This window comes from Caballeronia sp. LZ032 (assembly GCF_031451315.1).
Taxonomy (GTDB): Bacteria; Pseudomonadota; Gammaproteobacteria; order Burkholderiales; family Burkholderiaceae; genus Caballeronia.
Genome location: NZ_JARUXP010000005.1, coordinates 204,754 through 230,412, shown reverse-complemented (window position 1 = coordinate 230,412; position 25,659 = coordinate 204,754). Strand labels below are relative to the sequence as shown.

Here is a 25,659-nt window from a genome sequence, read left to right as displayed (position 1 = left end):
GAACACGGCGATTCGACCCGGACCCGGCCAGATCGCGGAACTGAAACAACAATTGCTGGAGCGTCCAACCGAAGTGGACAGCATGACCGCTTCGTCGCCGGGAGGCTGTCGATGGACATCCCATCTTCATCCGGAACCGGTTGGCTAACGCTTCGAAAAAAATTTCTCTAATGATGCGCTCATCGGAGCGGGATCGCGGAACGCAATGAATGATCGGCCATAGCCATGCGTTTCCGGTATCGCGACTGGTCCGATTGGAAGGCAGCGCGAGATTCAGGTTTCACGGTTCATGAAGAAGAATATTTTTGCAGTTTGCTTTCCTGCGGTTCTGATGCTTTCAGGGTGCGGAACATTTCCAGACTGGCTGCCGACATCCGGCGCGAGTCGTCAGCAGGTTTTGGAGCGGCCCGATACGGGGCGCGTCGAAGGTGTCCAGGTCGTGGACGTAAACGATGCCGTGGCACGCAAGCTGGCCGCCGCGAAGCAACTCGATCAGTTCTCGACTGCGTTTACGAGCACGGCAGCCAATAACTACGTGATCGGTCCGGGCGACGTGATCCAGGTGACGCTGTGGGAAACGCCGCCGGCAATGCTATTCGGCGGCGCAGAGCCGGTGTCGCTGCCGTCGCTCGGTTCGAGCACGACGACCAGCGTCACGCTGCCCGCTCAGATGGTCGCGGCGGATGGCACGATCTCGGTTCCTTTCGCGGGCCGCATCAACGTAGCCGGGCGCACCACGGCCCAGATCGAGGCGAGCATCGTCAGCCATCTTAAGGGCAAGGCGAATCAGCCGCAGGTGCTCGTCGGCGTGACCAAGAACAATGCTTCGAACGTCACGATCGTGGGCGAGGTCAATTCGAGTTCGATGATGCCGCTCACGCCGAAGGGCGAGCGTCTGCTCGACGCGATTGCTTTCGCGGGCGGCCTGAAACAGCCGGTCGGCCATATGGCGGTGCAACTGTCGCGTGGCGAAAAGACGGCCACGATGTCGCTCGATTCCGTGATTCGCGATCCCAGGCAGAACGTGCTGCTCAGACCCGGCGACGTCGTGACCGCGCTGTTCCAGCCGCAGACGTTCTCCGTGCTCGGCGCGACGGGCAAGAACGATGAAGTTCCGTTCGAAGCGCAGGGTATTTCGCTTGCGCAGGCACTCGCTCGGTCCGGTGGTCTGAACGATTCCCGTGCGGATGCGCGAGGCATTTTCGTATTCCGCTTCGAAGACGCGAAACTGGTCGACGACAAGAATCCGTCGGTCAAGTCCAGCAATGGCAAAGTGCCGGTCGTGTACGAGATCAATCTGCGTGATCCGGCTGCATTCTTCGTTACGCAGAATTTCCCGATCCAGAATCACGACGTGATCTACGTATCGAATTCGCCTGGCGCGGAGTTCCGGAAATTCCTGACGTACGTGGTTATGGTGGCCGATCCGACGGTGACCTTCACCCACGATTTCCAGTAACGCCGAATGACGCAAAGAATTCGTACTCCGCTTGAGATAACGTTCTCGGTCTGGCGCGCAATGTTTCTGCGCGAGGCACTCGATCGTCTGTTCGAAGCGCGGGCGGCGTGGTTCTGGCTGTTGTTCGAGCCGATCGCCTACATCGGTGTGCATGCGTTCGGCTTCGAGACATTTCATATTCGCCAGATTGGTGGCATGGCGATCAATATGTGGATCATCTCGGGCTTCGTCGGATTCATGCTCTGGCGTCGCACGTGGATGCAGGTTCTGCATGGCATCGACTCGAATCGCGCGTTCTTCGCTTATCGGCAGGTCAAGCCTTTCGACGTCGCCATCGTGCGTGCGACCCTGGAACTCTTTCTGATGGTCCCGATTTCGATCGTCATCATGTCGCTCGCGATTTCGATGGGACACGGCATGAGGCTGAACACCCAGAATCCGATCTGGCTTCCGCAGGATCCGTTGCTGGTGTTCGAGGCGGCGTTTGCGCTGTCGCTGCTGGGTTTGGGTTTCGGGCTGATCACTTCGGTAGCGATGCGCTTTGTGCCGGAGATCGACCACATCTTCAAGATTATCTATCTCCCGCTTTATTACATATCCGGCGCATTGCTTCCGCTGCAGTTATATGTGCCGGCGCCTTACCAGCACTATGTTGTTGCCAATCCGCTTGTAGACGGCCTCGAGTTGATGAGACTCGGCTTCTATCCCGATTACACGCCGCTGAAGGGCGTAAGTCTTTCCTATGCTTACGGATGGGCGTTGGGGCTCCTGCTTTTCGGGCTGATGTTATACAAGCGATTCTCCAAGAAACTGGTGATGCGATGATACTTGTCGAGAACGTTCACAAGCGTTACCAGACTGAACATGCCGCGAAAAAGTGGATTCTGAATGACGTCAATCTGATCATTCCGTCCAGGCAGAGCGTCGCCTTGATTGGCAGAAACGGTGCTGGCAAGTCGACCCTCTTGCGCATCATTGGCGGAACCGATTTTCCCACCAAGGGACGCGTCCAGCGCCGTTGCCGGGTTTCGTGGCCCATGGGCAACGCGGGCCTGGAGGGAACGTTGACCGGGCGTCAGAACGCCAAGTTCGTGTGTCGAATCCACGGTCATCAGGACGAGCTTGCGAATCGTCTCGCCTACATTCAGGACTTCGCTGAGTTGGGGTCAGCCTTTGACGATCCCATTCAGACTTACTCATCGGGCATGCGCTCGCGCTTGCAATTCGCGATGTCATTGGCGTTCGACTTCGACGTCTACATCTCCGATGAAGTGACGGCTGCGGGAGACGCAAGATTCAGAAAGAAGGCCGCGGATACGTTCAAACAAAAGACGAGCCATGCGAGCGTGATCATGGTCTCGCACGACGAAAGCACACTTAGACAGTTTTGTCAGTCCGCTATCTGGATCAACAACGGCCAGGCGCATTGGTTCGATGTTCTTGAAGATGGCTTGAAAGAATATAAGGAAAGTCTTCGGGCATGAGTGAAGCATTGTTGCCAAAACGTTCGGGCCTGATCGGCAAGTTGAACTCGCTGTATGTCCGATCCAAAAATACGGTGGCTTCCATGAGAGCTTTCAAGCTTCTCGTGCGGCTGATTATCGTTCTTTCGGTTCTTTCCGTGCCGTACTGGTTGTTCATTGCTTCCGACCGGTACGTTTCCAACACCATCGTATTCGTCCAGCGAACCGACCAGATCAACGGACCGTCCGCCGCTTCGCTGAGCGTTGCCGCGCTTGCTGGCGGTACCAATCCGAATAGCGCCGATCAGCTGTTGCTGACGCAGTATCTTCTGTCTCTGGACATGCTAGAGAAGCTGGATGCCGCATTCGATTTGCGTTCGCATTACAGCGGCTGGAGCCATGATCCGTTCTCGCGCATGCTGTCCCGCAACGAGCCGATCGAATGGTTTTATAAGTATTGGTTGTCGCGCGTCGACGTTTCATACGACGACTACAACGGCGTGATCAATATTCAGGTGCAGGCGTATGACGCCAAGACCGCGCGCGCGATCGTAAAGTTCATGATTCGGGAAGGTGGGGCGCAAATGAACCTGATTGCGCACCAACTCGCCGAGTCCCAGGTCGATTTTCTGACCAAGCAGGTTACGGCCGCGCACGAGCGTCTGCTCAACGATACCCACACCATGATCGATTTCCAGAATCGTCAAGGATTGGTTGCGCCGAGCACGACGGCACAGAGCCTCAATGGCCTGATCGACAAACTCGAAGCGCAGAAGACGGATATCCAGACGCAACTCGGTTCCTTGCCTTCGTCGTTGAATTCCGATCAGCCCACCGTTGTGATGCTCAGGAAAAGCCTTGCGGCAATCGAACAGCAGATTCAACGAAGACGGACTGAGTTGGCGTCTCCGTCGAAGAGAACGCTGAACTATGCAGTCGAAGAATTCCAGCGATTGCAAATGGAAGTCAGCTTCTCCGAAGACTTGTACAAGACGGCACTTTCCGCTTTGGAGCAGGGCCGCATGAACGCCGCGCGCACTCTGAAAATGGTTTCAGTGCTGCAGTTGCCGACGATGCCAAGTTATCCGATCGAGCCTGAGCGCTGGTACAACGCATTGGTTACCTTGCTTGTCGGATTTGCCATTGTGGGGGTCTTGAAACTGCTCGAAAGCATCATTCTTGACCACGTCGACTGAAATATTGGAAGGCGCCACGGCTCGTGGTTGTTTGTGAACATAACCAGCAGGAAGATCGAATGCTGACCGCGGATTGTCAACGGAACGCGGTTGAGTATGCGTAACGGGAAAATATGAAAGTTCTGACTGTCTTCGGCACTCGCCCGGAAGCCATCAAGATGGCGCCCGTAATCAAAGCGCTCGCCGCCGATCCGGCCTTTGAGGTCAAGGTCTGTGTCACGGCTCAGCATCGTCAGATGCTGGACCAGGTGCTCGATCTTTTCGACATTCGTCCGGACTTCGATCTGAATCTGATGAAGCCCAATCAGGACCTGAGCGACATCACCTGCAACGTGCTGCTGGGCATGCGTGACGTTTACCGGCAATGGATGCCGGACATTGTCCTCGTTCACGGCGACACGACGACGACGCTGGCGGCGAGCCTTTCCGCCTACTATGCCAGGATAAGAGTCGGGCACGTCGAGGCGGGTCTGCGGACGCAGAACAAGTATTCCCCGTGGCCGGAAGAGATGAACCGGCGCATTGCCGGCGCGGTCTCCGACCTTCATTTCGCGCCCACGGAAAAATCGCGCGATAACCTGTTGCGCGAAGGAACGCAGGCGGATTCGATTTACATCACCGGCAATACGGTTATCGATGCCTTGCTTGACGTCGTCGAGCGGGTGCGGCACGACGCAACGGTGCGCACGCGCTTCGAGACTCAGTTTGATTTCCTTGATTCGACCAAGCGTCTCATCCTCGTCACGGGCCATCGTCGCGAGAATTTTGGCGCCGGCTTCGAGAACATCTGCTTTGCACTGCGTGATATCGCTTCACGAGGAGACGTGGAAGTCGTCTATCCGGTTCACCTCAATCCCAACGTGCAGGAGCCTGTCCGTCGCATTCTCGCGAATGTATCCAATGTGCACCTGATCGAGCCATTGGACTATCTGCCGTTCGTCTATCTGATGGACCGCAGTGCGCTGTTGATCACCGATTCGGGCGGCGTGCAGGAAGAAGCGCCCTCGCTCGGAAAACCTGTGCTGGTCATGCGGGACACCACGGAACGACCGGAAGCGGTCGACGCCGGTACGGTCGAACTGGTCGGTACTGATTCCGCCGCTATCGTGGCTGGAGCCAACCGTCTGCTTGACGATCCCGCTTCCTATGAACTCATGGCTCGCGCCCATAACCCGTACGGAGACGGGAAGGCGGCGGCGCGTATCCGCGATGTTTGGAAGCGGGTTTCTGATTCCTCGCCGGGGAAGTGATGATCCGCGTTTGCAGCTACGGTAAAGACGAGTAAGCGCCCGAGCATATCCAAAGATATTTAACAATCCAGCTCATAGAAAAACAACTGCCATGTTTAGTACCATTTCCATGATCGGCCTGGGATATATTGGCCTGCCCACCGCCACGCTGTTTGCTTCGCGCAAGAAAAAAGTTATCGGCGTCGACGTCAATCAACATGCTGTCGACACGATTAATCAGGGCAAGATTCATATCATCGAGCCTGAGCTGGATATCCTCGTGCATGCGGCAGTGACCGAGAAGTACCTGCGCGCGACGACCAAGCCAGAAGCTGCCGACGCGTTCCTGATCGCGGTGCCGACCCCGTTCACCGACGGATACAAGCCGGATCTCAGCTATATCGAAGCCGCCGCCAAGTCGATTGCCCCGGTCCTGAGCAAAGGCAATCTCGTGATTCTCGAGTCCACTTCGCCTGTGGGCACCACCGAGAAGCTGGCGCATTGGCTGGCCGAAGCGCGCTCCGATCTCACGTTCCCGCAGCAGGCGGGCGAAACCGCCGATATCCAGATCGCGTACTGTCCGGAACGCGTATTGCCGGGTCGCGTGGTGCAGGAGCTCGTGGCCAACGACCGCGTCATCGGCGGCATGACGCAGGCGGCCACCGCGCAGGCTATGGATCTCTACAAGACTTTCGTCGACGGCGCGCTGGTCGCCACGAATGCTCGCACAGCCGAAATGTGCAAGCTCACGGAAAACAGCTTCCGCGACGTCAATATTGCGTTCGCTAACGAGCTCTCCATGATTTGCGACAAGCTCGACATCGACGTCTGGGAACTCATCAGCCTCGCGAATCGTCACCCGCGCGTGAAGATTCTTCAGCCCGGCGCCGGCGTGGGCGGGCACTGCATCGCGGTCGATCCGTGGTTCATCGTCGATAGCACGCCCGAGGAGGCCCGTATCATCCGCACGGCGCGTGAGGTCAACGACCACAAGCCGGAGTGGCTGATCGGCAAGATCAAGGAGGCGATTACCGAGTTGCTGGCTGTGCGGCCGGGTTACTCCGCGAGCGATCTCAAAGTGGCGTGTCTCGGCCTCGCATTCAAACCGGACATCGATGATCTGCGCGAAAGCCCGGCTGTGGAAATCGTTCAGCAGGTCGCCCGCCTGGGTTGCCGGGTGCTCGCGGTCGACCCGAATGTGACCGAACTTCCGGACAAGCTTGCCGTGCGTAACGTGACGCTTGCTCCGTTGACCGCCGCATTGGCCGACGCCGATGTGGTGTGCGTTCTGGTGAAGCATCGACCGTTCATCGAGGCGGCTGAAGAGATCAGCGACCACGGCAGACTCATCGATGCCGCGGGTCTATTGTCTGGCCAGGTCGCGAAGGTATAAGAGATGTCAATGCAGCAATCATTGGTGCCGCACGCTCGCGAGGAGTTCGATCGCGGCAATTATCAAACGGCTTTTGAACTTTATAAGAAAGCCGCAGAGAAAATTGGCGAAAAGTACTTCCGCGTGAATCTGGAGCTATGCGAGAAGCGCATGGCGGGAAAGCAGGTTCGGTTCTTTTCCATTCTGGACGAAATTTCTGCAGCGTCCTGGAAGACCGAATTCTCGCTGACCCCTCTGGCCCGATCCGGCTATCAGGCCCAGATCGAATCATTGTCGAGTCCCGCGCTGTTCCTTGAGAGCTGCTGGAAAGGAAACCAGGGAGAGTGGGAGTACGCTTTCACCTCTCCAGGACTGAAACATCACAACGCAGGCGCATTGTGCGCGGCGATTGACAGCGCCAAGGCAAAGGGACTTCCTGTTCTGTTCTGGAACAAGGAAGACCCGATGCATTACGACCGCTTCATGCCGATCGCTTCCCGATGCGATGTGATCTTTACGACCGACAGCAACAAGGTGCCGGACTATATTCGCGACGTTCCGGGCGCTCGTGTCGAATCGCTCTCGTTTGCCGCCAACCCGCAGCTCTGTAACCCGTCTGGCCGCTTCAACGAAGAGCCAGGAACGGTATGCTTTGCCGGCTCATACTATTCCGTGGGTCATGATGATCGGAAGGATCAGATGAACAATCTGCTCCCTACGATCATCGATTTCAAGGGCGATATCTACGACCGCATGTCGAAGCTGGAAAACGATCGATATGCCTATCCGCCGCAATATAAGCCGTTCATTCGCGACGCGGTGCCGTTTACCGAAATCGTCGACGTGTACAAGCGGTACAAGCTGTTCCTGAACGTCAACACGATCACGGATTCGCCGACCATGATGTCGCGGCGAGTCTACGAGCTGCTCGCGTGCGGTACGCCGGTGATTTCCACGCCGTCCCGATCGATCGAAGAACAGTTCCCGGGCATCGTTCAGGTTGCGAAGAATGCGGCCGAGGCGAACGAACTCGCGAAGCATCTTCTGAACGACGAGTGGGCGTGGTTGCGTCTGTCTCACCGAGGTTATCGCGAGGTGATGCAGAAGCACACCTATGCACATCGAGCCGATCAGATTCGTCGTGGGCTGGGATATGCGAGCGAATACACCGAGCCTTCGGTCTCGATCATCATGGCCAGCAACCGCCCGCATTTCATCGATCGGATCGTCACCAATGTTTGCCGGCAAACGCACCCGAATAGCGACCTGGTTGTCGTGATTCAGGGGTATTCGAAGGCGCAGGAGTCGGAGCTTGACCAGAAGTTGAGGCAGCGAAAGTCGAACATCGGCACCATCACGATCATTCGTGACGATAGCGACGCACCCCTCGGAGCGCGCCTGAATCGGGCGGCTGCCGCGTCCACCGGCGAGTACGTCGCCAAAATGGATGACGATGACTTCTACTTCGAGAATTACCTCTCGGACATGCTGATTCCGTTCCGCTTCGGTAATTGGGGAATCGTTGGAAAGCGCGAGGTGTTCGTCTATCTGGAAGGCAGAGACGAAACATTGCTGCGCATGAAGGGAGAACGGCACAAGCCCACCCAGTTCGTGGCGGGGCCGACGTTCGTGATCAAGCGGCATGTGCTGGCACTGACGGGCTTCGCGCCTTTGAATCGCGGCGAAGACTCGAATCTGCTCGAATCGGTGAGGAATCTGGGTTTCTCGATCTACGCGAGTGACCCTTTCAACTTCATCCAATTCAGATCGAAGGATTCGACTCGTCATACGTGGCAAGTCGATGAAGAGTTTTTCACCGCCAAGGGGTCCGTAGTCGGAAAAGGCATGCAAGAGGATGTTGTCCGGCTGTGATCTTAGGGGGAAGTACGCGCGGTGCGATCGAACGAGTCGGGACCCGGTTTTCTATCGACAGCGACTGCGATTCCAGCTTGATTTTCCCGTCGAGTCGACGTCGCGGATTGGTCTGCCAGCTTGTTCAGGCCACGTCGCCCTGATCTGATAAAGAGAAATTGATTCATGCATGTCTTCTTTGATTTCGAGCAAGCGATGAAAGCGCCGCGAGGCGACGCCTTCATGATCTCATTTGGCGGTGTCTTGTTCGCGTTCAAGTGGAATCTCGTTGAAGGGTCGGACAAGCTGGTGATCTTTCTGCCGGGGACCACTGACCGGGGGCGTCCAGTTCCTTCGTTTCAGAGATCCAGCTATTTTGAGGACCTGAACGCGAACTGCGTGGCTTGCTTCGATCCCACGTTATTGCTCTCGCCGACTCTGTCTCTGGCGTGGTTTCAGGGAGAGGGCGAGCGGTTCTACGCGAGCATGCTGGCGCAACTGGTCAAGCAGATGTTGACGGCGCTGAAGATCGATGGTCAGAACGTCCTGATTTATGCAAGTTCGGGCGGCGGTATTCCCGGCTTCAACGTCGCAGCCGCCGTTGCGGAATCGACTCTGTATGTGTGCAACGTCCAGACCGATGCATCGAAGTATTGGAGCACCGCATACAGTGCCATGGCGACTGTCTGCTATCCCGGGGAAAAACCTGCCGACCTTCCCGCAAAGTATGACAAGCGACTCAGCGTTCACCATTTTGACGCTCCGTTCAATTTGGTTTTTTCGCAGAATCTGGAGGATGCCTTCCACTACGAGAGGCACTTTCTTCCGTACGTTCAATATGCTGAACCCCGAAAGCTAATAAGAAGTTCAAAGTTCGTTACATACGCTGACAAGGCAAGCGGCCACAATCCGTTACCTCGGGCGACGGAGCTGGGGGTTATTCGGCGCCTGCTCGAAGGGAGGGATGTGCTTGAACTCTTTCCTCAAGGTGCGTATTTCCAGTGAAGAAAAGCCCGGATAAGTTGCGCGCAACGAAGACCAGAAAGGCTCCGGCAATACAGAGCGGATCAAGCCTGGGGTCTTGAAAACGTTCTCAATACTCTAATGGATTTACATGGCTTGATAGCCCAATAAAAGATGCAAAGCCGCTATGCACTTCTGACTGTCGATACCGAAGCGTTGCCAGGTCGCGCAACGCGGGATCACATCGACCGTCTGATTTGGGGTCGGCACGAGAGTGGCACGGCGGGCGTTCGCGAGATGAGTTCGATCGGCGACGAGTTCAATGCGAAACACGTCTTCTTTGTCGATATGTGCGCGACGCATGAGCGCCTCGATGAAATGCGCGATGTGGTGCGCTGGCTCGACCGCGATGGACAAGATGTTCAGCTGCACGCTCATCCAGAGGTGCTTCCCGATAGCTTCTGGGTAAGCCACGGCTTCGAGGCCCGGCCGAAGTTCATGAATGAGTACGCCGACGACGCACGAGCAACATTCGTTCTCAAGCATTTCGGCAAGCAGATTGCGGAAGTTACTGGTAAAGACCTTCTCGCCTTTCGTGCCGGGTCATTTCGCTGGAACGCAGGCACACTCAGGGCGCTCAAGGCGGCGAACATACCGCTTTCGTTCAACAACACAATGCGGGCCTATCAGATGAAGCGGTGTAGTCACAGCGAACCGACCAATCGCCCGTATCGCTGGTCGAACGGTGTTGTCGAAGTACCTTTGACAGAGAAATATGTGCCGCCGCGAGCCGAAAGGGAAGCGCGTTGGGCGAGCCTGACTTATCCCGAGTCGAGCTACTTCCCATACGTTGCGCCGCGCCGGAACTGGCTATCCGCATTTCGTGGCGGCAGCGACAACATGTCGGTATTTCTGATGCATTCCTGGTCTTTGCTGTATTGGGACGAAAAAGGGCGTGCGACGTACAGAGATGATCAGCGTCTCGAGGGCTATCGAAACCTTTTGTCTCGGGTCGCGAAGGACTATGAGGTCATCACTACGCGAGATTTGCTGGATCTGTATTCGCGTGGCAAGGTTCGTGCGACCCATGCGGTCGATATAAAAAAGGCAGAGCTGAAAAGATGAAAGATCGTTACGCCTTGCTGACCGTCGATACGGAGGCCTTGCCCAAGCGCGCCACGGACGATCACGTCAAACGATTGATCTGGGGCGAGCACGCCGAAGGTACGGCCGGAATACGCGAGATGTGCTCGATTGGCGCAGAGTTCAGCGCGCGGCATGTGTTCTTTGTCGATATGTGCGCGCCTTATACCCGTCTCGATGAGATGCGCGAGGTCGTGCGTTGGCTCGACGCACAAGGTCAGGACGTGCAGCTGCATACGCATCCGGAGTATTTGCCGCCGAGCTTCTGGGCGGATCATGGTCTGAATCCGAAGCCGCAGTATATGAATCAATATGCGGATGGTGCACGAGCGGAGTTCGTCATCAAGCACTTTGGAAATTTGATCGCGGAAGTCACCGGCAAGAAAGTGCGGGCGCATCGAGCCGGTTCGTTTCGCTGGAACGCACATACGATCCGCGCGCTCAAGGCAGCCGATATTACGTTGTCGTTCAATAACTCCACATGTGCAGTGCATGCGGGCCAATGCAATTTCAGCGAGCCGACCAATCAGCCTTATGTTTGGTCGAATGGCGTCATCGAGGTACCCACTACTGAAAAGAAAATATTGCCAAAGGTGGGTAAGGATGAGTGGTGGACTCGTCTGACGTACCCGGAGTCGAGCTATTTCAGGTTCCGTCCCTGGTGGGGGAAATTTCTTCTGGGCACGCTCAGCGGCAGTCCGGATTTCGCGGTGTTCCTGCTGCATTCGTGGTCGCTGTTGTACTGGAACGAGCACGGACATGCGTCCTATCGGGATAGCCATCGTCTGGAGGGCTATCGGAAGCTGCTGGCCAAGCTGACCAAAGACTACGACGTCATCACGACAGAGGATTTTCTGGACCTTCACGCAAGTGGCAAGATCAAGACGGCCAAGAACGTCGATCTGTCACTTGCCGAACTGAAATCCCGGTCCATATGAGCATGTTCGTGAAGCCTTTGCATAGCTGGTTTAGCGAACCGTGGCTCGTCCTGAGCCGGCAGCTAACCGTCCGCACACTCGAACGACAGGTACGCATTCGCGCCCGTCAGACGCCATACCAGCCGAATTCCGCCAGCATGTTGTATGTGGCCGCGAGTTCGCTGCCCTATCACACGACCGGCTATACCACGCGTACTCATGAAGTTATCTGCGCCCTGCAGTCCGCGGGCGGAAACGTTCATGTGTTGACGCGGCCGGGTTATCCGTGGGACCGCAAGGATCGCCAGCGCGATGCTCATGGTGATGAAACCATCACGGATAACGTGCGCTATCAGCATGCGGTCGCGCCTTACAACAATCGTCCGGTATTGCAATATGCTTTGCAGGCAGCGGCGGTCGTCGCGGATATCGCGAGACGTCGGCGCGTGGCCGTGATTCATGCGGCCTCCAATCATGTGAATGCGTTGCCCGCACTTCTCGCGGCACGCCAGCTGGGCATACCGTTCCAGTATGAGATGCGCGGTTTGTGGGAGTTGACGCGAATATCTCGCATGCCGCAATACGAGGCGTCGCAAGCATTCAGGCAGGGTCTGCAACTGGAGGGTCTGGTTGCCCGTCAGGCGGACAGGCTATTCGTCATTTCCCAGCAGCTTGGCGACTATGCGCGGGATCATTTCGGTGTCGACGCAAATCGCGTGTCCTTGCTGCCGAATTGCGTGGATCCGGACCGCTTTGTTCCAGCCGATCCGCAAAACGTCGAAGCAGGCACGATCGGCTACGCCGGCTCGCTGATCGGCTACGAGGGACTGGATACGCTTGTCGATGCCGTCGATACGCTGGCTCGCGAGGGACATCCCGTTTCGGTCACGGTAATCGGCGACGGCGAGGCGCGTCCGCAGTTGGAGGACCAAGTGCGGCGTCTGGGCCTGACCGATCGCATCAGATTCGTCGGCAAGATGCGGCCGGAAGCAGCGCGCGCGATGTTGAGCCGCTGCGCGCTGGTATGCATTCCGCGCAAGCCGTTCAAGGTATGCCAGATCGTTCCGCCCATCAAGCTGGTGGAAGCGCTGGCGATGGGCAAGCCGGTAATCGTTCCCGATCTGCCGGTGTTTCGCGACGAGATGGGCGATTGTCCTCCGGGCTGGTTCTTCAAATCGGGTGACGCCGGGGATCTGGCTCGCAAGGTGAAATCGGCATTGTCCGATGTCGAGGAGTTGGGTCGAATGGGGAGGCGTGCAAGAGAGCACGCTGTCACGCAGCGTCGGTGGCGCGACTTCGTGGTCGAGGCATTGCCAGTGCAGGGTGAGGTTTGAATGGTCGGCAGGGTTATCAGAAAGTTGGGGACGCTGGTTTATGAATATCCGCGGGTGTCCGAGGATGTCGAACAGCCGGGACCGTACGGTCGGCTGAAGATCGCGCTCGTATCGGATTACTTCACGACGGATTGCCTGTCGGCGGAGTGCAGGATACGCGTTCTGACGCCGGCGAATTTTAAAGATGTGATCGACGAGTGGAAGCCCGATCTCGTCTTCGTGGAATCGGCTTTTCATGGCGTGGACGGCAGCTGGCGCTATGAACTGGCGAAGCAGCCGAAATGGATGCGCCTGACGAAACCGACGGCAATTCATCGCCTGGTCGAGTTCGCGAGAAATCGCGGTATTCCAACGGTCTTCTGGAACAAGGACGACGGCGCTTTTTTCGATGCGTTCATCGACGTGGCGAAGGCATTCGACTTCGTTTTCACGACGGACAAGGAGTGCCTTGACCGCTATCGTCGGCACGTGCCGGCGCACGTGCCCGTGAACACGCTGGTCATGCCTTATCAGCCTGCATTCCACAACTTCACGGGATTCAGCTTCGGCCGCAACGAGGCTTGTTTCACGGGTAGTTACTATCGGCGGATCTTGCATGAGCGCAAGAATTTTCTCGACATGGCGTTCGATGCCTGCGAGGAATCCGGCCTTCGAATCAATGTATTCGATCGCAATTTCGATCGGCTGTCGCGTCATTTCGAATTTCGCTTTCCACAGAAAAGCCAGTTGCGCATGCATGGAAAGGTGTCGCACCGCAAAACCGCCGAGGTCTACAAGACACATGTCGCCTCGCTTAACGTGAACTCTGTCACGGCTTCCGAAACGATGTGTTCGCGTCGTCTGCTGGAAATACTGGCCTGCGGAGGAATTGCCGTGACGAATCCGAGCCGTGCCGTAGATCGATATTTTCGTGACTACTGCCATGTGATCAGTACAGCGGAGGAGTCGGTGGAAGTATTTTCCCGTCTCCGGCATGGTCCTTCGCCGGAGGATCTGGCGCGTGCGGAAGCAGGAGCACAGTACGTGCGGCAGAACCATACGTGGTCGCATCGACTGGCGGAAATCTGCGCGGTCGCGAAAATTTGAAGAGTCGACAAGATGACCGTCTCGATCGCAGACCTCTGCTGGAACGCTGAGGCTACGAGAAAGCATCGTGCCGCACCACGTTAATTGATTGATACCTAGATACCTCATGAACACGATCGACAAAGTCCAGAGTAGTTTTGGGCAAATGACAGCAGAGGCACGACTCAAGGATCTGGAGGAAGAGAATTCGCTCCTGATCGATCAGATTCACGTTGTGCAGGTAGAACTGGAGCGCTTGCATGGCGGCGCTCCGGCTCAGGCTCAATTGCAAATCGTCGGTAGCGTGACGCTGGATTGGGTGGACGATCAACTGCCGGAGGTGATGGCGGAGGCTCTGCGATCCCAGGCCATGCTTGAAACGCAGAAGGAGATCCACCGGCTCGAGGCAGAGCATGCGTTGGCTAGCAAGCTTGGTGGCATCCTGATTCAGGCAACGAACTCTTCCGCTTCAATGTTCGCCGCGCCTTCGAAACTGCTGGGCGTCTGGCGCAGGGAAAAGAAGACGACTCCACCAGGGGAACTCGGCGGTAAGGGATTCGAGAAGGCTATCGCCGCCTATCGAAAAGGCGGGCTTGCGGCTGTCGAAGAATTGCTGGCTTCCGTTTCCGTATCGGCCTTCATTCAGGCAAACGCCTTGACGGCCGTTGCACGCAGCGTGATGCAAAAGGCGCCTGGGGAGGCCGCCGAATTGGCGCGACGCGCGTACGCGATCGAGCCACGCGCATTCCGTCTCAAATGGCTCGCGTTTCGCCTGCATGAGGCAGGCAAGCTGCTCGAAGCCGAAGCCATGCTTGAGGCTTTGCCTTCGGATATGCAGTTCAGCGAATCCGAGACGCGGCAAGCTATGCGACTGCGCAATGACGCGCAACAGGCTCGCTTGCGCGAAGCGAAGAAAAAGTGCGCGTATTCGGAACGTCGCGCCGAGTTGGGCCGCCAGGTGACGGGCTTGACACAGGCGCGAGAAGAGCAGGCTGCGCTGGCAGCGAGTCGGCAGAAGGAGATAGAAGCGTTGCGACAGGCCGAGGCGCGACTCGAGAGGGACAACTTCGCGTTGACGCGCGAACGAGACGAGCAGGCCGGATTGGCGAGGCGGGGCCGGGACGAGATCAAAGCCCTTCAACAAGCTCAGGCTCGACTCGAACGCGAGCATGTCGAACTGACTCGCGCCCGGGACGAGCAAGCCGCGTTGGCAAGCCAACGGCAGCACGAAGTCGAAACCTTGCGGCAGGCGCAAGCCCGACTTCAAGAGGAATGCGCTGGGCTGACCAGGGCACGAGACGAGCAACTCGCGTCGGCTGCGCAGCGGCAGAAAGAAAGCGAAGCTCTGAAGCAGGCTATTGCCCGAATCGAACAGGAGCAAGTCGAGTTGACCCGGACGCGAGACCAGCAAGCCGCGTTGGCGGCGCAGCGGCAGAGTGAAATCGAAACTTCGCAACAGGTTCAGATCGGACTCGAACAGGAACACGCGGGATTGATTCGCGCACGGGACGAGCAGGCCGTGCTGGCGGGGCAGCGGCAGGGCGAAATCGAAGCCTTGCGTCAAGCTCACGCCCGACTCGAACTCAAGGAATCCGCATTGGCCGAGAGGCATGAAACGCTTCAGAAAGAGGTGATGGCGCTGGCACGGGCGCGAGACGAGCAAGCCACGCTCGCCGCCCAGCGACAAGGCGAACTGTTGCAGCTCACCCGGACTCAGGCAGCATTGGAAAAGGAAAAGTCCACGCTGGAAATCAGGCAGCGAGAGCTTGAGCTATCGACGTGGGCGGGTCAGGAACACACAAAGCAGATCGTCCAGAAAGTCGAGGCACTGGCATCGACGCTCGCTCAGCGGAACGGCGTCGTGGACGATCTGTTCAAGAAGCAATCCGATAGTCTCATTCAGGTGCGAAAGTACCTCGATGGCGTCTTGAAGAACGAGATCGCCAATTCGACCAAACAGACACAGGCGTTCATTGGACTGCAAAACTACTATGCGACGGGTGAACTGCCGCGGTTGAGCTGTGAACGGAATACCTGGCCGGTCAGCCAGGACTTCGCGCTTTATCTGGTCGAACTGATCGAAGCCAACAACTATGACCTTGTGATCGAATTCGGATCGGGCATCTCCACCGTCATCGTTGCAAAGGCGCTGACCAAGGCATCGCTTCGTCGCGAGGGCAGGCGTGCTTCTCGCCTCGTGTCATTCGATCACCTCGACAAGTATTACGCGCAAACCCGTGCCCATCTCGTACAGGCGGGTCTGGAAGACGCAGTTCAGCTTATGCTGGCGCCGCTACAGGATTGGCAGGCTCCCAATGGCAATACCTATCCCTACTATAACTGTCGAAGCGAATTGAGCACCCTGGCGCAACAGCATGACGAGGCCGGTCAGCGAGTGCTCGTTATCGTCGATGGTCCGCCGGCCGCGACGGGAAAACACGCTCGCTATCCCGCGGGTCCGCTGCTCATGCAACGCTTTAGCGCGGCCCGCGTCGACCTTCTTCTCGATGACTACATCCGCGAAGACGAAAAGGAAGTCACCAAAATATGGCAGGCAGAAATGCAGGCCGCAGGACGCGAGCACAAGCTGACCGAACTGAAGTTCGAAAAGGATGCGTGTCTCGTTTCGGTGTTCCCTCAAAAAAACTGAGAAAAAAGGAAGTTCGAACCGTCACAATGTTCCGGACTTCAACTTCGATTTCATGAAAACAGATCAGGACTTGAGTGACATCATGCTGGCACTCTGCACCGTGATTAAGCCGTAGGACCCGATCACGATGCTCGCATTGCTGTCCTGGCTTTTCCAGGCGATGTTCCTTGCAGTGGTTGTCTATTTTGCACTGTACGTTTTGCTCGAACTGCGGGTGTTCTTGATTTCCCGAAAAGTCGAGCAGCGCAGGCTGACCGAACTCGACCATATGCCTCACGAACCCGAACCGGATTTCTGGCCTCGGGTGAGTGTGCTGCTGCCGATCTGTAACGAATCGGGGGTGGTCGAGCGATTGATCGATGCCGCTTGCCGGCTGGACTACCCGTCCGATGCGTTCGAAATTCTGGTGCTCGACGATTCGTCGGACCGTACCACTGAACTCGCGCGCGCGAAAGTCGACGGCCACGCGGCGCAAGGCATCGATATTCGCCTCATCAAGCGATGCAATCGGAAGGGACACAAGGCGGGCAATCTGGTCAACGGAATCCAGCAGTCGCGTGGCGAGTTCTTCGCGATCTTCGACGCGGATTTCGTACCGCCCGTCGATTTTCTGTTGCGAACCATCCCGCGTTTCACGGATCCCGAGCTCGGATTTCTGCAAACCGGCATCGGCTATGAGAATCGCGATGTATCGTTTCTCACACGCTTCCAGGCAATGGAAATGGGCCATCAGCAATACGTGACGGTAGGCCTGAGCGAAGACGGCGATATGGCTTCGCTGAGCGGAAGCTCGTGCGTATGGCGCAAAGCCTGCGTCGACGCGCTGGGCGGCTGGAATGACTCGAGCGTCACGGAAGACGTGGACCTCGGCTATCGCGCGCAGTTCGGCGACTGGAAGTATGCTTATCTTCGTGACGTGGTGTCGATGTCCGTGTTGCCCGAGACCATCAGCGCATTTCGGGTTCAGCGCGAGCGCTGGGGGCGAGGGCTGATTCATAGCGCGTTCAAGCATGTGCGGAAAATGCTGTTGCAGCCGCTACCGCTGGTCAAGCGCCTGCATGCTATCTCGGTGATGTTTTCGTCCGTGCTGCTGGCGGCCATCCACGTGCTGGTCCTCCTGAGCCTTCCGCTGACCTATCTCGTTCATTTCGATGGAGCAGGCGTGCGTTGGGGGGCGCTGATGTTCTTCATCCTCGTCGCCGTATGGGGAGTCGGCAACGCATTGGGTGCGCGCAAAGGCGGCCGGTTCGAGGACCGGCCCAGCATATTGATGAGCGTCGCGCACACCTACCTGTACATCGCCATGTTTCTGCCGATGTCCTGGTACTACTTTGTGGGTGGTGTGCGGGCATTGTTTGGCGTCTATAACGATTTCAATCGCACGCCCAAAGGCAAGGACGAACTGCACTCGGCCGTGCCTCGTATCAACACCATTCTGTGGCTCGGCGAGGTCCTGACTTTTCTCTATTCGCTGTTCACGATCGGTGTAGCGTTCGAAAGCGGCAACATTGTGCTGGTGCCCCTCAATGTCACCGTCTGCGTGGGATTCGGCATGGTGTTGCGTTGGACTTGGACAGAACGATGTGCGCGTGTGCGCGCTTAGCTTCGCCTCATTTCGGGCTGCAACGACGCACACGTCGCGTTCAACCGCGTGCGATGTAACCCGTTCGCGACATCCCCGATAACACCATGCCCGTCGAGATGCAAAAAAATCACCAGACGTTGACGTTCCGCCTGGCGCGTGCCAGCGATGCGGCAGTGTGTGCGCCGCTCGTGTTTGCATCAGGCGAGCACGAGTTCGAATATTTTCTCGGCGCGTCGCCAGAGCAATGCATCGCGTTTCTGAAAAGACAGTTCCGCGGGTCGGGTGGACGCTTTTCATGGCGGCGCCACGAAGTGGCGGTGGATGCTCAGGGTAGGGTCGTGGCCGTGCTCGCGCTCCATGACGGTCGCCGTCTGCTTGCCGACGATCCCCATATCGCCTGGGCGGTGCTACGTCACTTTGGTCCGATGCGCGCGGTGCCAATCCTGCTTCGTGGCCTGATCTTGGAAACCGAATTGCCCAAACCCAGGCGCACGCAAACGCTGCTCGCGCACTGCGCGACCGCGTCCGATGCCCGTGGCAAGGGCGTTTTTGCCGCGCTATTCGACTATGCGTGCCGAGCAAAACTCGATAGCCTCGATGCGGAGAATCGCGAACTGGTGCTCGATGTACTCGTGAGCAATCCCCGGGCAATGGCGCTCTATCGAAGGCTTGGCTTCGTTCCGCTAGAGCGGCGGCGTGCGCGCTCGCGCTATTTTCCGGCAAGGCTAGAGTCGGTACGCATGCGGCTCGACAGCGCGAATCGACCCGCGCGCGACGGCGAAGCAAATCTCATCTAGCGTAGGGCCGTGTTCGCGGGCGATGCAGCCCGGCCGTGCGGGCTACAGGCTACAGGTTCATCAGGTTCTCGCAGAACATCTGAACCGCGCCAAGTTTGGCTGAATGGGAATTCGTGACCGTAATGGCGAGGGTCGCCTCTGACATCGAAGCCGATACGGTGAAGTTGCTTGCATGATTGCCCAGCATCTTGACCAAGGGGGACACGTTACAAACGAAGGTTCCGTTATCGTTGGAGACGAGAACGGAAAACGCCACATAGTCGTCGGCGAGCGGCACTGCAGCGCGACAGAGACACCGGAATTCGAATACCGTGAGAGACACCCGGCGAACTGCTTCGTGCGTTTTGAAAACAAAGGCCGCCGAACCGCCGGCAGGTATGCCGGATTGGGTGACGGGAGCGATCTTGATCACGCCCTGAGCGATATTCAGACCTTGCAGATTGGTTTCGGTCTGATCGCTCCAGATCGAGTCGTTATCCTGAGCGATGATGGTCCCGCCCGAGCCGCTCACAGCCGAAGGCGTGCCATTGCTATTGTTCCCGCGCACGAAAACGCGCAAAGCGGGCGTGCGCACGAGTTGCGCAAAGTTGCCGAGCGCGCCGGTCGCCTTGTTATGGTCGATCTCACCGCCAACGTAATATCGGTCCGCGAGAATCGCGTGCGCTCCGGAACCAAAGATCATATTGTCTTTGACATCGGCGCTGACCGTGCCACTGACATACGTGCCGAATGAACCCAGTTGGATATGCGAGCAGATGTTGTTGCTGAAGTGGACCTGCGTCTGCGCGCATATTTCCTCGGGATACAAGCCGCTGGAACTCTTGATGGAATTCCCGCAACTCGCCTTGAGCAGCCATTGCACGACATTGCCATAGACGCGCACATGGGCGGAATCATCCACCCAGATCGCGGCGTATTGCGACGTCACGGTTGAAGTGAAGGTGTTGCCGCTTACGACAGCATTCGCCTTTGGGCTGTTCTCGATTTCAACCGCGCCCCACGCGCTGTTCGCATCGAAGTTTCCGATAACCTTGATGTCGCGGCAGTCGCGAGTGAAGTTATACGACGCGCAGTTCTTTCCGTTATACGTTTCGCATCCCATCACCGCGCAGCCAAACACCGACTGATGCTGAAAGTGGCCGGCGTTTTGCCGCGCCGGTGCCGTCGACTTACAGAACAGGATCTGGGTGTTATAGATCGGATTTTTTGTATGGGAAGCCGTCGCAATGGGCAGCGAGTCGAGGCAGCCGAGAAAATCCACCGCATAAAAGAAGCCGTTGAAGGTGCATCGCTCGAACACGAAATCGCTGAGCGGGACACTCTTGTCGGTGCTATAGACGCTGAAGCAGTTCGACGCCGTGCCGTTCAGCGGTCCCGAATGCTGGCAATCCAGATGGCGCGCCGAGAAACCCGACTGTCCGATATGGATCGATTGCCGGACGAGCAGACCGCCATTCGGCGTTCCCGTGCCGAGCCACGCGACATTGGCGACCTTGACGACGACGCCGCTTATGACGAAGCGCCCGCCTGTCGACGCCGTTCCCTGCGAGAAATACAGCCGTCCTCCGCCGAGCCGGCCAAGGGCATCGGTAGCCCGTTGAATGGCGTCGGTATCGTCGGTTTCACCGTCGCCTCTTGCGCCAAACTGGCGAACGTCGACCGCGCCGCCGAATGCCAGTTTCCACCGCCCTCCGTCCGCTGCGACGATGATCGTGCCGCCGTTTTCGGTGCTTGTCGTATCTTTGGGATCGTGTTCGTAGACGCCGCCGCCGCCGTCATGCGGTCCATAGTAACCGGTGAGAAAAGCCCGGCTATAAACGCTCTTCGAGGCTTGTCGCAGCGCCGAAATCGAATCGGCGACGAGTGCGTTCGGAGCGGCGAAATCCGTTGGGGGCATTCCGTGATAGATGTCGACCTGGCCGGCGGCATGAGATGTTTGCGCACCCGCACGCGATGCCCCGGCTATTGCGGCGGCTCCTACGCCTGCTGCGAGCAAAAAGTTACGACGATGAGGTAACGGAGAGTCTGGTGTCCAATCGGAATGAGTCTCTTGCTTACCTGGTTCCATTAATCCTGTTCCTTTTTTCTGCACATGTTTCAAGCGCCGGGCTTGCATGTATAAAGCGCCGGCAAGGGCATTCCCGAAGGGGGAGAGGCAGCGGAGTCCGATCGCTACGTAACGGACGACCACGACGTTCAAGCCGCTCCTTATGCTTGCCAGAAGACTTGCTTGACAGCCGCTCATTTCCGTTCGCTCATGCTCCTTCCATGCCGAGACCGTCGTTTTCCACTCAGCTTTTCACGCTCTGGATTCTGATCGCCGTGCTCTGCGGCCTGCTGAGTGTCGCGGTATGGCTGATGTTGTCGTGGGCGCTTAGCGAGCGCGTCGTGGCCGCGAAGCAGCAGGCGGCCGCCGCGTGCACGGCGGTGGCCTCGCCACCACCGGCTATGGTCCAAGCCAACAAGCGGCTGAAGACTTGGCGCTTATGCGTGCAATGCCGAAAATGACGGTGATCGACCCTTGTGATGCGTTCGACATCGAAAAAATGGTGCCGGCCATCGCGGCGCTAAAGGGTCCGATCTACGCTCGGCTCTTGCGCGGAAACGTACCGGCCGTACTGGACGAGTATAACTACCAGTTCGACTGCGCAAGGCGAAAATGCTCCGAGATGGACCGGACGTGCTCATCATCTCCTCGGGCATCGTGACGATGCGCGCTTGAAACAGCGAAGGTGTTGGAAGCGGACAAGGTTGATGTCGCCGTGCTGCACGGGCCGACCATCAAGCCGCGCGACACCGAGACCATTATCCGGGAGGCGAATCGCAGCGCTCGAATGGTCGTCGTCGCGGAATATCACACAGTCATGAGCGGACTGGGCGATGCGGTGGCGACCACGCTATCGAAAGCGGGCATATGGTGCACTGAACCCACGTAGTCCTCGAAGAGCCGCTCCATGGGAAACCGAAAGCTGATGCCGCGCCAGTCTCCGTGAACCGCGTGCGGCAAGTGCCGGCGCAAGACCAGTTCGCACCATGGCTTTACCGGCCGATAATGCACCATCAATCTGTCGTCCTGCCACCTGCGGAAATCCTTCTCCGCATCGCGCGATGCAGGCAGCTCGCGAAGCAACCTCGTGGCTGAAACTCTGGTGGAAGGTGACGAATGCGATGTGACCCGCTTCGACGAGTTCATCGAAGCTGCGCTTCAACGCGAAGCGTTCCTGGTTGTCGGCAAGGAATTGCGGATCGAGAATCTCCAGCGTCTTCTCTATCGTTTGATACGTCTTGCCAGTTCCCGGCGGCCCGTAAAGGATCTGGTCGAGGAGGGAAGTGTTCATGTCCGGTGATGTCTTTTCGATGACTGCGGGCATGCCCGAATCTGCGACCGTCGATTCGTTTGTGCCGGGAGGATCGGCGAGTTCGAAGACATATTCCTTGCCTTCGTGAAGCCAGGTTTCCCGAGGACTTTCTCCGCTGGTCAGCAGGCCTCGGATCTTGATATGTCTGTTCGTGGGATCCGGAATGCCGAAGTGCTTCAGCGCCGCAACGAAACTCGGAAAGCGCACTCCGTTGCATAGCACGCTATGGCGTTCCAGACGCTTTCTGCGAATGTCGGGGTCTTCCCAGGATTTGACGACGGCATCTGGAATTTTGGACGTTGACATGGGTGTTGTGCGAGCAAAGGCGCGAAGTTCCTGTGATCATAAAGCAATGTACCAGCTCGAATCGATCGGATCGCTCGACGCTATTTGATAGGGTACCTACGAGCCCGGCAGACCGGACGGCGGCAACGGTACGAGAGTACGCATCCGCGTCAGTACACCCGACATTCGCGTTCGCGAAGCGTCGAACGACAGAAAAGGAACCTGGAGCCGCCACATGAAGCACGATGCCCGAACGTCGGCATTGGCCGACGAGCGGCAGCTTGCCCAGTAACAGCGAATGGTCGATGAACTTGGGACCTTGCAAGCAGGGGCTTCCGAAAGTCTCGGAGTTCTGTGTAGTCAAAAAGACTGAAGAAAGGGTCACACATTCGCTTGGGTCGCGTCTACCTGTCAAACTGGTTCTGCTGTGCAAACCGCCGAAAAAAATTGCCCATTGGAGGCTCAGCGCAGCCAGCTCGACTGATTTTTAGGTAGCTGTTCGGCAGGGTCGTTGACTTTGATCGAATTGCCATCGCGAAGTCGATCGCTGAAGACAACGACGTTCGTTCCTCCCTCATGCGCCTGACTTGGAAAAACAATGCCGGTGCAGCCGAGGTCCCGGACTAGGTCGCTTAACACCCAGGTTGGCGGTTCGATGTGTTGGTCGAACTTCCAATACCGCCAGTCCTCGCGCCAATCTTGCCAAAGCTCGTCCCAGTTCCCTTCCTCCACCTTCCGCAGGTCTACCAGGTCCCGGAGGCTGGCGGTGTATGAGCAGATGGTGCAGGGCGGTAGAAAGGGGGAGGTCTGCTGGTATTCGCGAAGCGCCGTCAGCTCTTCCAGTGAGAGGTATAACGCCTCGACTCCTTCCCTGTTGAAGCGTCCGCCCTTCAGCGCGGCGCCGGCGCCACTCACCGGGCGATCGGCCCAGCGGGGCGTGTGGGCGCGATAGAGCGTGGTTCCTTCCGGAAGATCGGTCAGGATCATCCAACGAAACCTGCGCTGATAGATTCCAGGTAGTCGATCGCATCCTCCGTCCGACCCTCCTGAACCAACTGGAGAATCGTTTTATGGCGAAACGCCGGGATCGGATGGTTTTTGATCAGAAACAGCGCACGTTCGATGTCTGGTTGGACAGCGACGGCTGCCGACACGACCCGCATGAGGTCACGCAAGGCGGCCTGCAATCGAGGCGACTCGGGATGCGTGCGCAGCGTGTTCCGGTGCACGCCGGCGATGGTGGCCAAATCTTGCTGCTGCAGGCCGAGCACGTTGGCGAGATTAATCGCAGAAAGCCGCGAGGTACCGGCTTCTCGGGCAGACTCCAAAACGTCGGCAAGGGTGTCAGCGTTCATCTCTTAAGCTCCGGCGATGATCCATGTGCACATTATACGCACAGTTCGAGCATAGTACGATGTTCGCGATAGAAGCGATAGCGAGATCGATCTCATGATTAGTTAGGTGCTTCACGAATAGTGGATAAATCGCTTTATGTATAGTGCACCAATTCTCCACTCGGGCGGTTCGTATAACTAACGAAAATGTGATAATAAGCATTATGTCAACCTATAGGAATCGCCGTAAGCGTGGCGTTCCTGCAACAAATCGCCATTTCGCAGGCTTGCTGCTTGCTGCTTAAGCATCTATTTACAAACAAGCTGCAAGGTTTGCCGGGTTAGCTTACTGTAAACCGTCGCAATTCTGTTGGACGCTGCATGCTTGACCTGTTCGGTGAGGTCGTTGTGACATACGACGACCTAATTCTTTGGGTTGAAGCCGTCGCCCCTGCTTACGCTTCCAGCCAGCGGGCTTTCGATCATTACGTGAAAGCGTGGGCCGTTGCTGACAAGGTACGCCGCGCCAAGATGTACGGGACGTTCGACTCAACCATCGAAAGTGGCCGTCAGCGTCAAAAAACGCTCGCGCGCAGACTAGGTTTACGGCTCTCATTAAGCGAATAAGAACAGCAACGATACTTGCAGTGCGCGCGGTCACTACACCTTGGCGGCCGACGCGCCCATCGGAGAAGGCCATGACATACGGTTATCCGCGCTCTGTGCGGAACGCGAATTGCTCTGCGTAGCTGTCATGGCTTGTTTCGCATCATGGGAAGTATCGCGACCATTATTTCGCACCGTTGCTCTGCACACCCTGCAGAACTACACCAGTTCGAGTTCAGCTTGTGCGAGGACGGCCGTGCTCCGGCGGTCGGTGTCATCACACTTCGCACCGCGCGGGTTTTGGCGCGTGAGCTCTCAGGCCTCAGCGCATTCATGAGGCTGGTCGCCGCCATTGCCGACTGCGACGAAGCCGCCTTCGACTCGCTGGTCGGGCGGTCTTTTACCGACGGCGTTCCATCGAATAAATCAGCTTAATGCGCGGATCTTGCGCTGAGCGCTTTGACTGGAGATCGACGCATGAGGCGTGCAAAGCTGAAGTATCTTGGCAGCGAAATGACCGCGCCCGCGTCGACGCAACTCTGCGCGGACGACTATGCGGTCTACGCGTCCTACATAGTCCGCTTTACGGGTGCGTATCTCGGCAGTCTCACCGTTGTTCGCAAAACGGACGGCCACGTTCTCTACCCCTTCGAGGGTTCATCTGATATCGGTCCATTTCCGGAAAAGGAGGCTGCTGTCGCTGCTGCGCTAGAGTTAGCGACTAAACTAGTAGCTGGGGATATACAGTGCCCCGAGTACTAAGGAGCGTTCCATGTACAAGATCGTTCGGCCTGCGCGCGGGCAATTGACGGTCGTCGTGTGGACGGAGGACAACAAGTTTCTGTCGAAAGTGATCATTCCCACACGCACCCAGCAACATCAAGCGTCGGACACCCTGGGACCGTTTGCAACAGAGCAAGACGCGCTCATCGAGGCGCTCAAGCATTCGCGTTGGCTTGGTGAAAATCTGCAGACTAAACACCTTCAACCTGCGCTCGAGGCGGGCGATCGTTCGCGGAAAATCTCAGGGTCATCAGCAGCCGATTGACTC

Annotated in this window: 23 protein-coding genes and 1 pseudogene; 20 read left to right on the top strand and 4 right to left on the bottom strand. The window is 57.4% G+C overall.

Features of this window, described 5'->3' with window-relative positions; genetic code table 11:
• Positions 1-289 precede the first annotated feature (289 nt).
• The 15 genes from QCE69_RS35715 (at position 290) to QCE69_RS35645 (ending at position 19,024) form a co-directional block, all read left to right on the top strand.
• Complete coding sequence (locus tag QCE69_RS35715; RefSeq protein ID WP_409021270.1) at positions 290-1,459, top strand: polysaccharide biosynthesis/export family protein; 1,170 nt, start codon at positions 290-292, stop codon at positions 1,457-1,459.
• A gap of 6 nt (positions 1,460-1,465) precedes the next feature.
• A complete protein-coding gene (locus QCE69_RS35710; protein WP_309935639.1) occupies positions 1,466-2,284 on the top strand; it encodes an ABC transporter permease in 819 nt (272 codons plus the stop codon).
• Positions 2,281-2,943, top strand: a complete 663-nt coding sequence (locus QCE69_RS35705; RefSeq protein ID WP_309935638.1) for an ABC transporter ATP-binding protein — start codon at positions 2,281-2,283, stop codon at positions 2,941-2,943. Before QCE69_RS35710 ends, QCE69_RS35705 begins: the two co-directional genes overlap by 4 nt.
• Positions 2,940-4,118 carry a chain-length determining protein gene (locus tag QCE69_RS35700; protein ID WP_309935637.1) on the top strand — a complete coding sequence of 393 codons (1,179 nt, stop codon included), beginning with the start codon at positions 2,940-2,942 and terminating at the stop codon, positions 4,116-4,118. Before QCE69_RS35705 ends, QCE69_RS35700 begins: the two co-directional genes overlap by 4 nt.
• A 113-nt stretch (positions 4,119-4,231) precedes the next feature.
• Positions 4,232-5,368, top strand: coding sequence for a non-hydrolyzing UDP-N-acetylglucosamine 2-epimerase (gene wecB / locus QCE69_RS35695; protein ID WP_309935636.1), 1,137 nt, complete (start codon positions 4,232-4,234; stop codon positions 5,366-5,368).
• Positions 5,369-5,459: 91 nt separating this feature from the next.
• Positions 5,460-6,740 (top strand): UDP-N-acetyl-D-mannosamine dehydrogenase, encoded by a 1,281-nt coding sequence (gene wecC, locus QCE69_RS35690; RefSeq protein WP_309935635.1) that lies wholly within the window; start codon positions 5,460-5,462, stop codon positions 6,738-6,740.
• Positions 6,741-6,749: 9 nt separating this feature from the next.
• The gene (locus tag QCE69_RS35685; protein WP_309935634.1) at positions 6,750-8,591 is read left to right on the top strand and encodes a glycosyltransferase; all 1,842 of its coding nucleotides are present in this window, start codon (positions 6,750-6,752) and stop codon (positions 8,589-8,591) included.
• A 165-nt stretch (positions 8,592-8,756) separates the two neighbouring features.
• On the top strand, positions 8,757-9,575 hold the full coding sequence (locus QCE69_RS35680; RefSeq protein ID WP_309935633.1) for a hypothetical protein: 819 nt from the start codon (positions 8,757-8,759) through the stop codon (positions 9,573-9,575).
• Positions 9,576-9,707: 132 nt separating this feature from the next.
• Positions 9,708-10,658 carry a polysaccharide deacetylase gene (locus QCE69_RS35675; RefSeq protein WP_309935632.1) on the top strand — a complete coding sequence of 317 codons (951 nt, stop codon included), beginning with the start codon at positions 9,708-9,710 and terminating at the stop codon, positions 10,656-10,658.
• Positions 10,655-11,614: a polysaccharide deacetylase gene (locus QCE69_RS35670; protein ID WP_309935631.1), complete on the top strand. Its 960-nt coding sequence runs from the start codon at positions 10,655-10,657 to the stop codon at positions 11,612-11,614. The genes QCE69_RS35675 and QCE69_RS35670 overlap by 4 nt, the downstream gene beginning before the upstream one ends.
• Positions 11,611-12,927 (top strand): glycosyltransferase family 4 protein, encoded by a 1,317-nt coding sequence (locus tag QCE69_RS35665; protein WP_309935630.1) that lies wholly within the window; start codon positions 11,611-11,613, stop codon positions 12,925-12,927. The genes QCE69_RS35670 and QCE69_RS35665 overlap by 4 nt, the downstream gene beginning before the upstream one ends.
• Positions 12,928-14,013: a glycosyltransferase gene (locus tag QCE69_RS35660; RefSeq protein ID WP_309935629.1), complete on the top strand. Its 1,086-nt coding sequence runs from the start codon at positions 12,928-12,930 to the stop codon at positions 14,011-14,013.
• Positions 14,014-14,119: 106 nt separating this feature from the next.
• On the top strand, positions 14,120-16,642 hold the full coding sequence (locus QCE69_RS35655) for a class I SAM-dependent methyltransferase (protein WP_309935628.1): 2,523 nt from the start codon (positions 14,120-14,122) through the stop codon (positions 16,640-16,642).
• A gap of 127 nt (positions 16,643-16,769) precedes the next feature.
• Positions 16,770-18,245: a glycosyltransferase gene (locus tag QCE69_RS35650; RefSeq protein WP_309935627.1), complete on the top strand. Its 1,476-nt coding sequence runs from the start codon at positions 16,770-16,772 to the stop codon at positions 18,243-18,245.
• 86 nt (positions 18,246-18,331) lie between these two features.
• Positions 18,332-19,024 carry a GNAT family N-acetyltransferase gene (locus QCE69_RS35645; RefSeq protein WP_309935626.1) on the top strand — a complete coding sequence of 231 codons (693 nt, stop codon included), beginning with the start codon at positions 18,332-18,334 and terminating at the stop codon, positions 19,022-19,024.
• Positions 19,025-19,073: 49 nt separating this feature from the next.
• Here the strand turns inward: QCE69_RS35645 and QCE69_RS35640 are convergent, their stop codons facing one another.
• Complete coding sequence (locus tag QCE69_RS35640; protein WP_309935774.1) at positions 19,074-21,215, bottom strand: glycosyl hydrolase family 28-related protein; 2,142 nt, start codon at positions 21,213-21,215, stop codon at positions 19,074-19,076.
• 247 nt (positions 21,216-21,462) lie between these two features.
• On the opposite strand from QCE69_RS35640, the pseudogene QCE69_RS35630 reads away from it, so the two are divergent.
• A pseudogene (locus QCE69_RS35630) lies at positions 21,463-21,939 on the top strand (transketolase C-terminal domain-containing protein); the annotation flags it as partial.
• On the opposite strand, the gene QCE69_RS39645 reads toward QCE69_RS35630, so the two are convergent.
• Positions 21,879-22,217: a 5-methylcytosine restriction system specificity protein McrC gene (locus QCE69_RS39645; protein ID WP_409021269.1), complete on the bottom strand. Its 339-nt coding sequence runs from the start codon at positions 22,215-22,217 to the stop codon at positions 21,879-21,881. The pseudogene QCE69_RS35630 and the gene QCE69_RS39645 sit on opposite strands and share 61 nt — an antisense overlap.
• Here QCE69_RS39645 and QCE69_RS39640 point away from each other — a divergent pair.
• Positions 22,195-22,371: a hypothetical protein gene (locus QCE69_RS39640; protein WP_409021268.1), complete on the top strand. Its 177-nt coding sequence runs from the start codon at positions 22,195-22,197 to the stop codon at positions 22,369-22,371. The two genes, QCE69_RS39645 and QCE69_RS39640, sit on opposite strands and share 23 nt — an antisense overlap.
• Positions 22,372-23,130: 759 nt before the next feature.
• Here QCE69_RS39640 and QCE69_RS35620 read toward each other — a convergent pair.
• Positions 23,131-23,655 (bottom strand): RES family NAD+ phosphorylase, encoded by a 525-nt coding sequence (locus QCE69_RS35620; RefSeq protein WP_309935624.1) that lies wholly within the window; start codon positions 23,653-23,655, stop codon positions 23,131-23,133.
• A complete protein-coding gene (locus QCE69_RS35615; RefSeq protein ID WP_112007958.1) occupies positions 23,652-24,023 on the bottom strand; it encodes a DNA-binding protein in 372 nt (123 codons plus the stop codon). Before QCE69_RS35615 ends, QCE69_RS35620 begins: the two co-directional genes overlap by 4 nt.
• A 360-nt stretch (positions 24,024-24,383) precedes the next feature.
• On the opposite strand from QCE69_RS35615, the gene QCE69_RS35610 reads away from it, so the two are divergent.
• From QCE69_RS35610 to QCE69_RS35600, 3 genes are all read left to right on the top strand, one after another.
• Positions 24,384-24,629, top strand: a complete 246-nt coding sequence (locus QCE69_RS35610) for a hypothetical protein (protein ID WP_309935623.1) — start codon at positions 24,384-24,386, stop codon at positions 24,627-24,629.
• Between the two features lie 456 nt (positions 24,630-25,085).
• The gene (locus QCE69_RS35605; protein ID WP_309935622.1) at positions 25,086-25,370 is read left to right on the top strand and encodes a DUF6723 family protein; all 285 of its coding nucleotides are present in this window, start codon (positions 25,086-25,088) and stop codon (positions 25,368-25,370) included.
• 10 nt (positions 25,371-25,380) lie between these two features.
• Entirely contained in the window at positions 25,381-25,656 is a 276-nt protein-coding gene (locus QCE69_RS35600; protein WP_309935621.1) for a hypothetical protein, read from the top strand.
• Positions 25,657-25,659 lie beyond the last annotated feature (3 nt).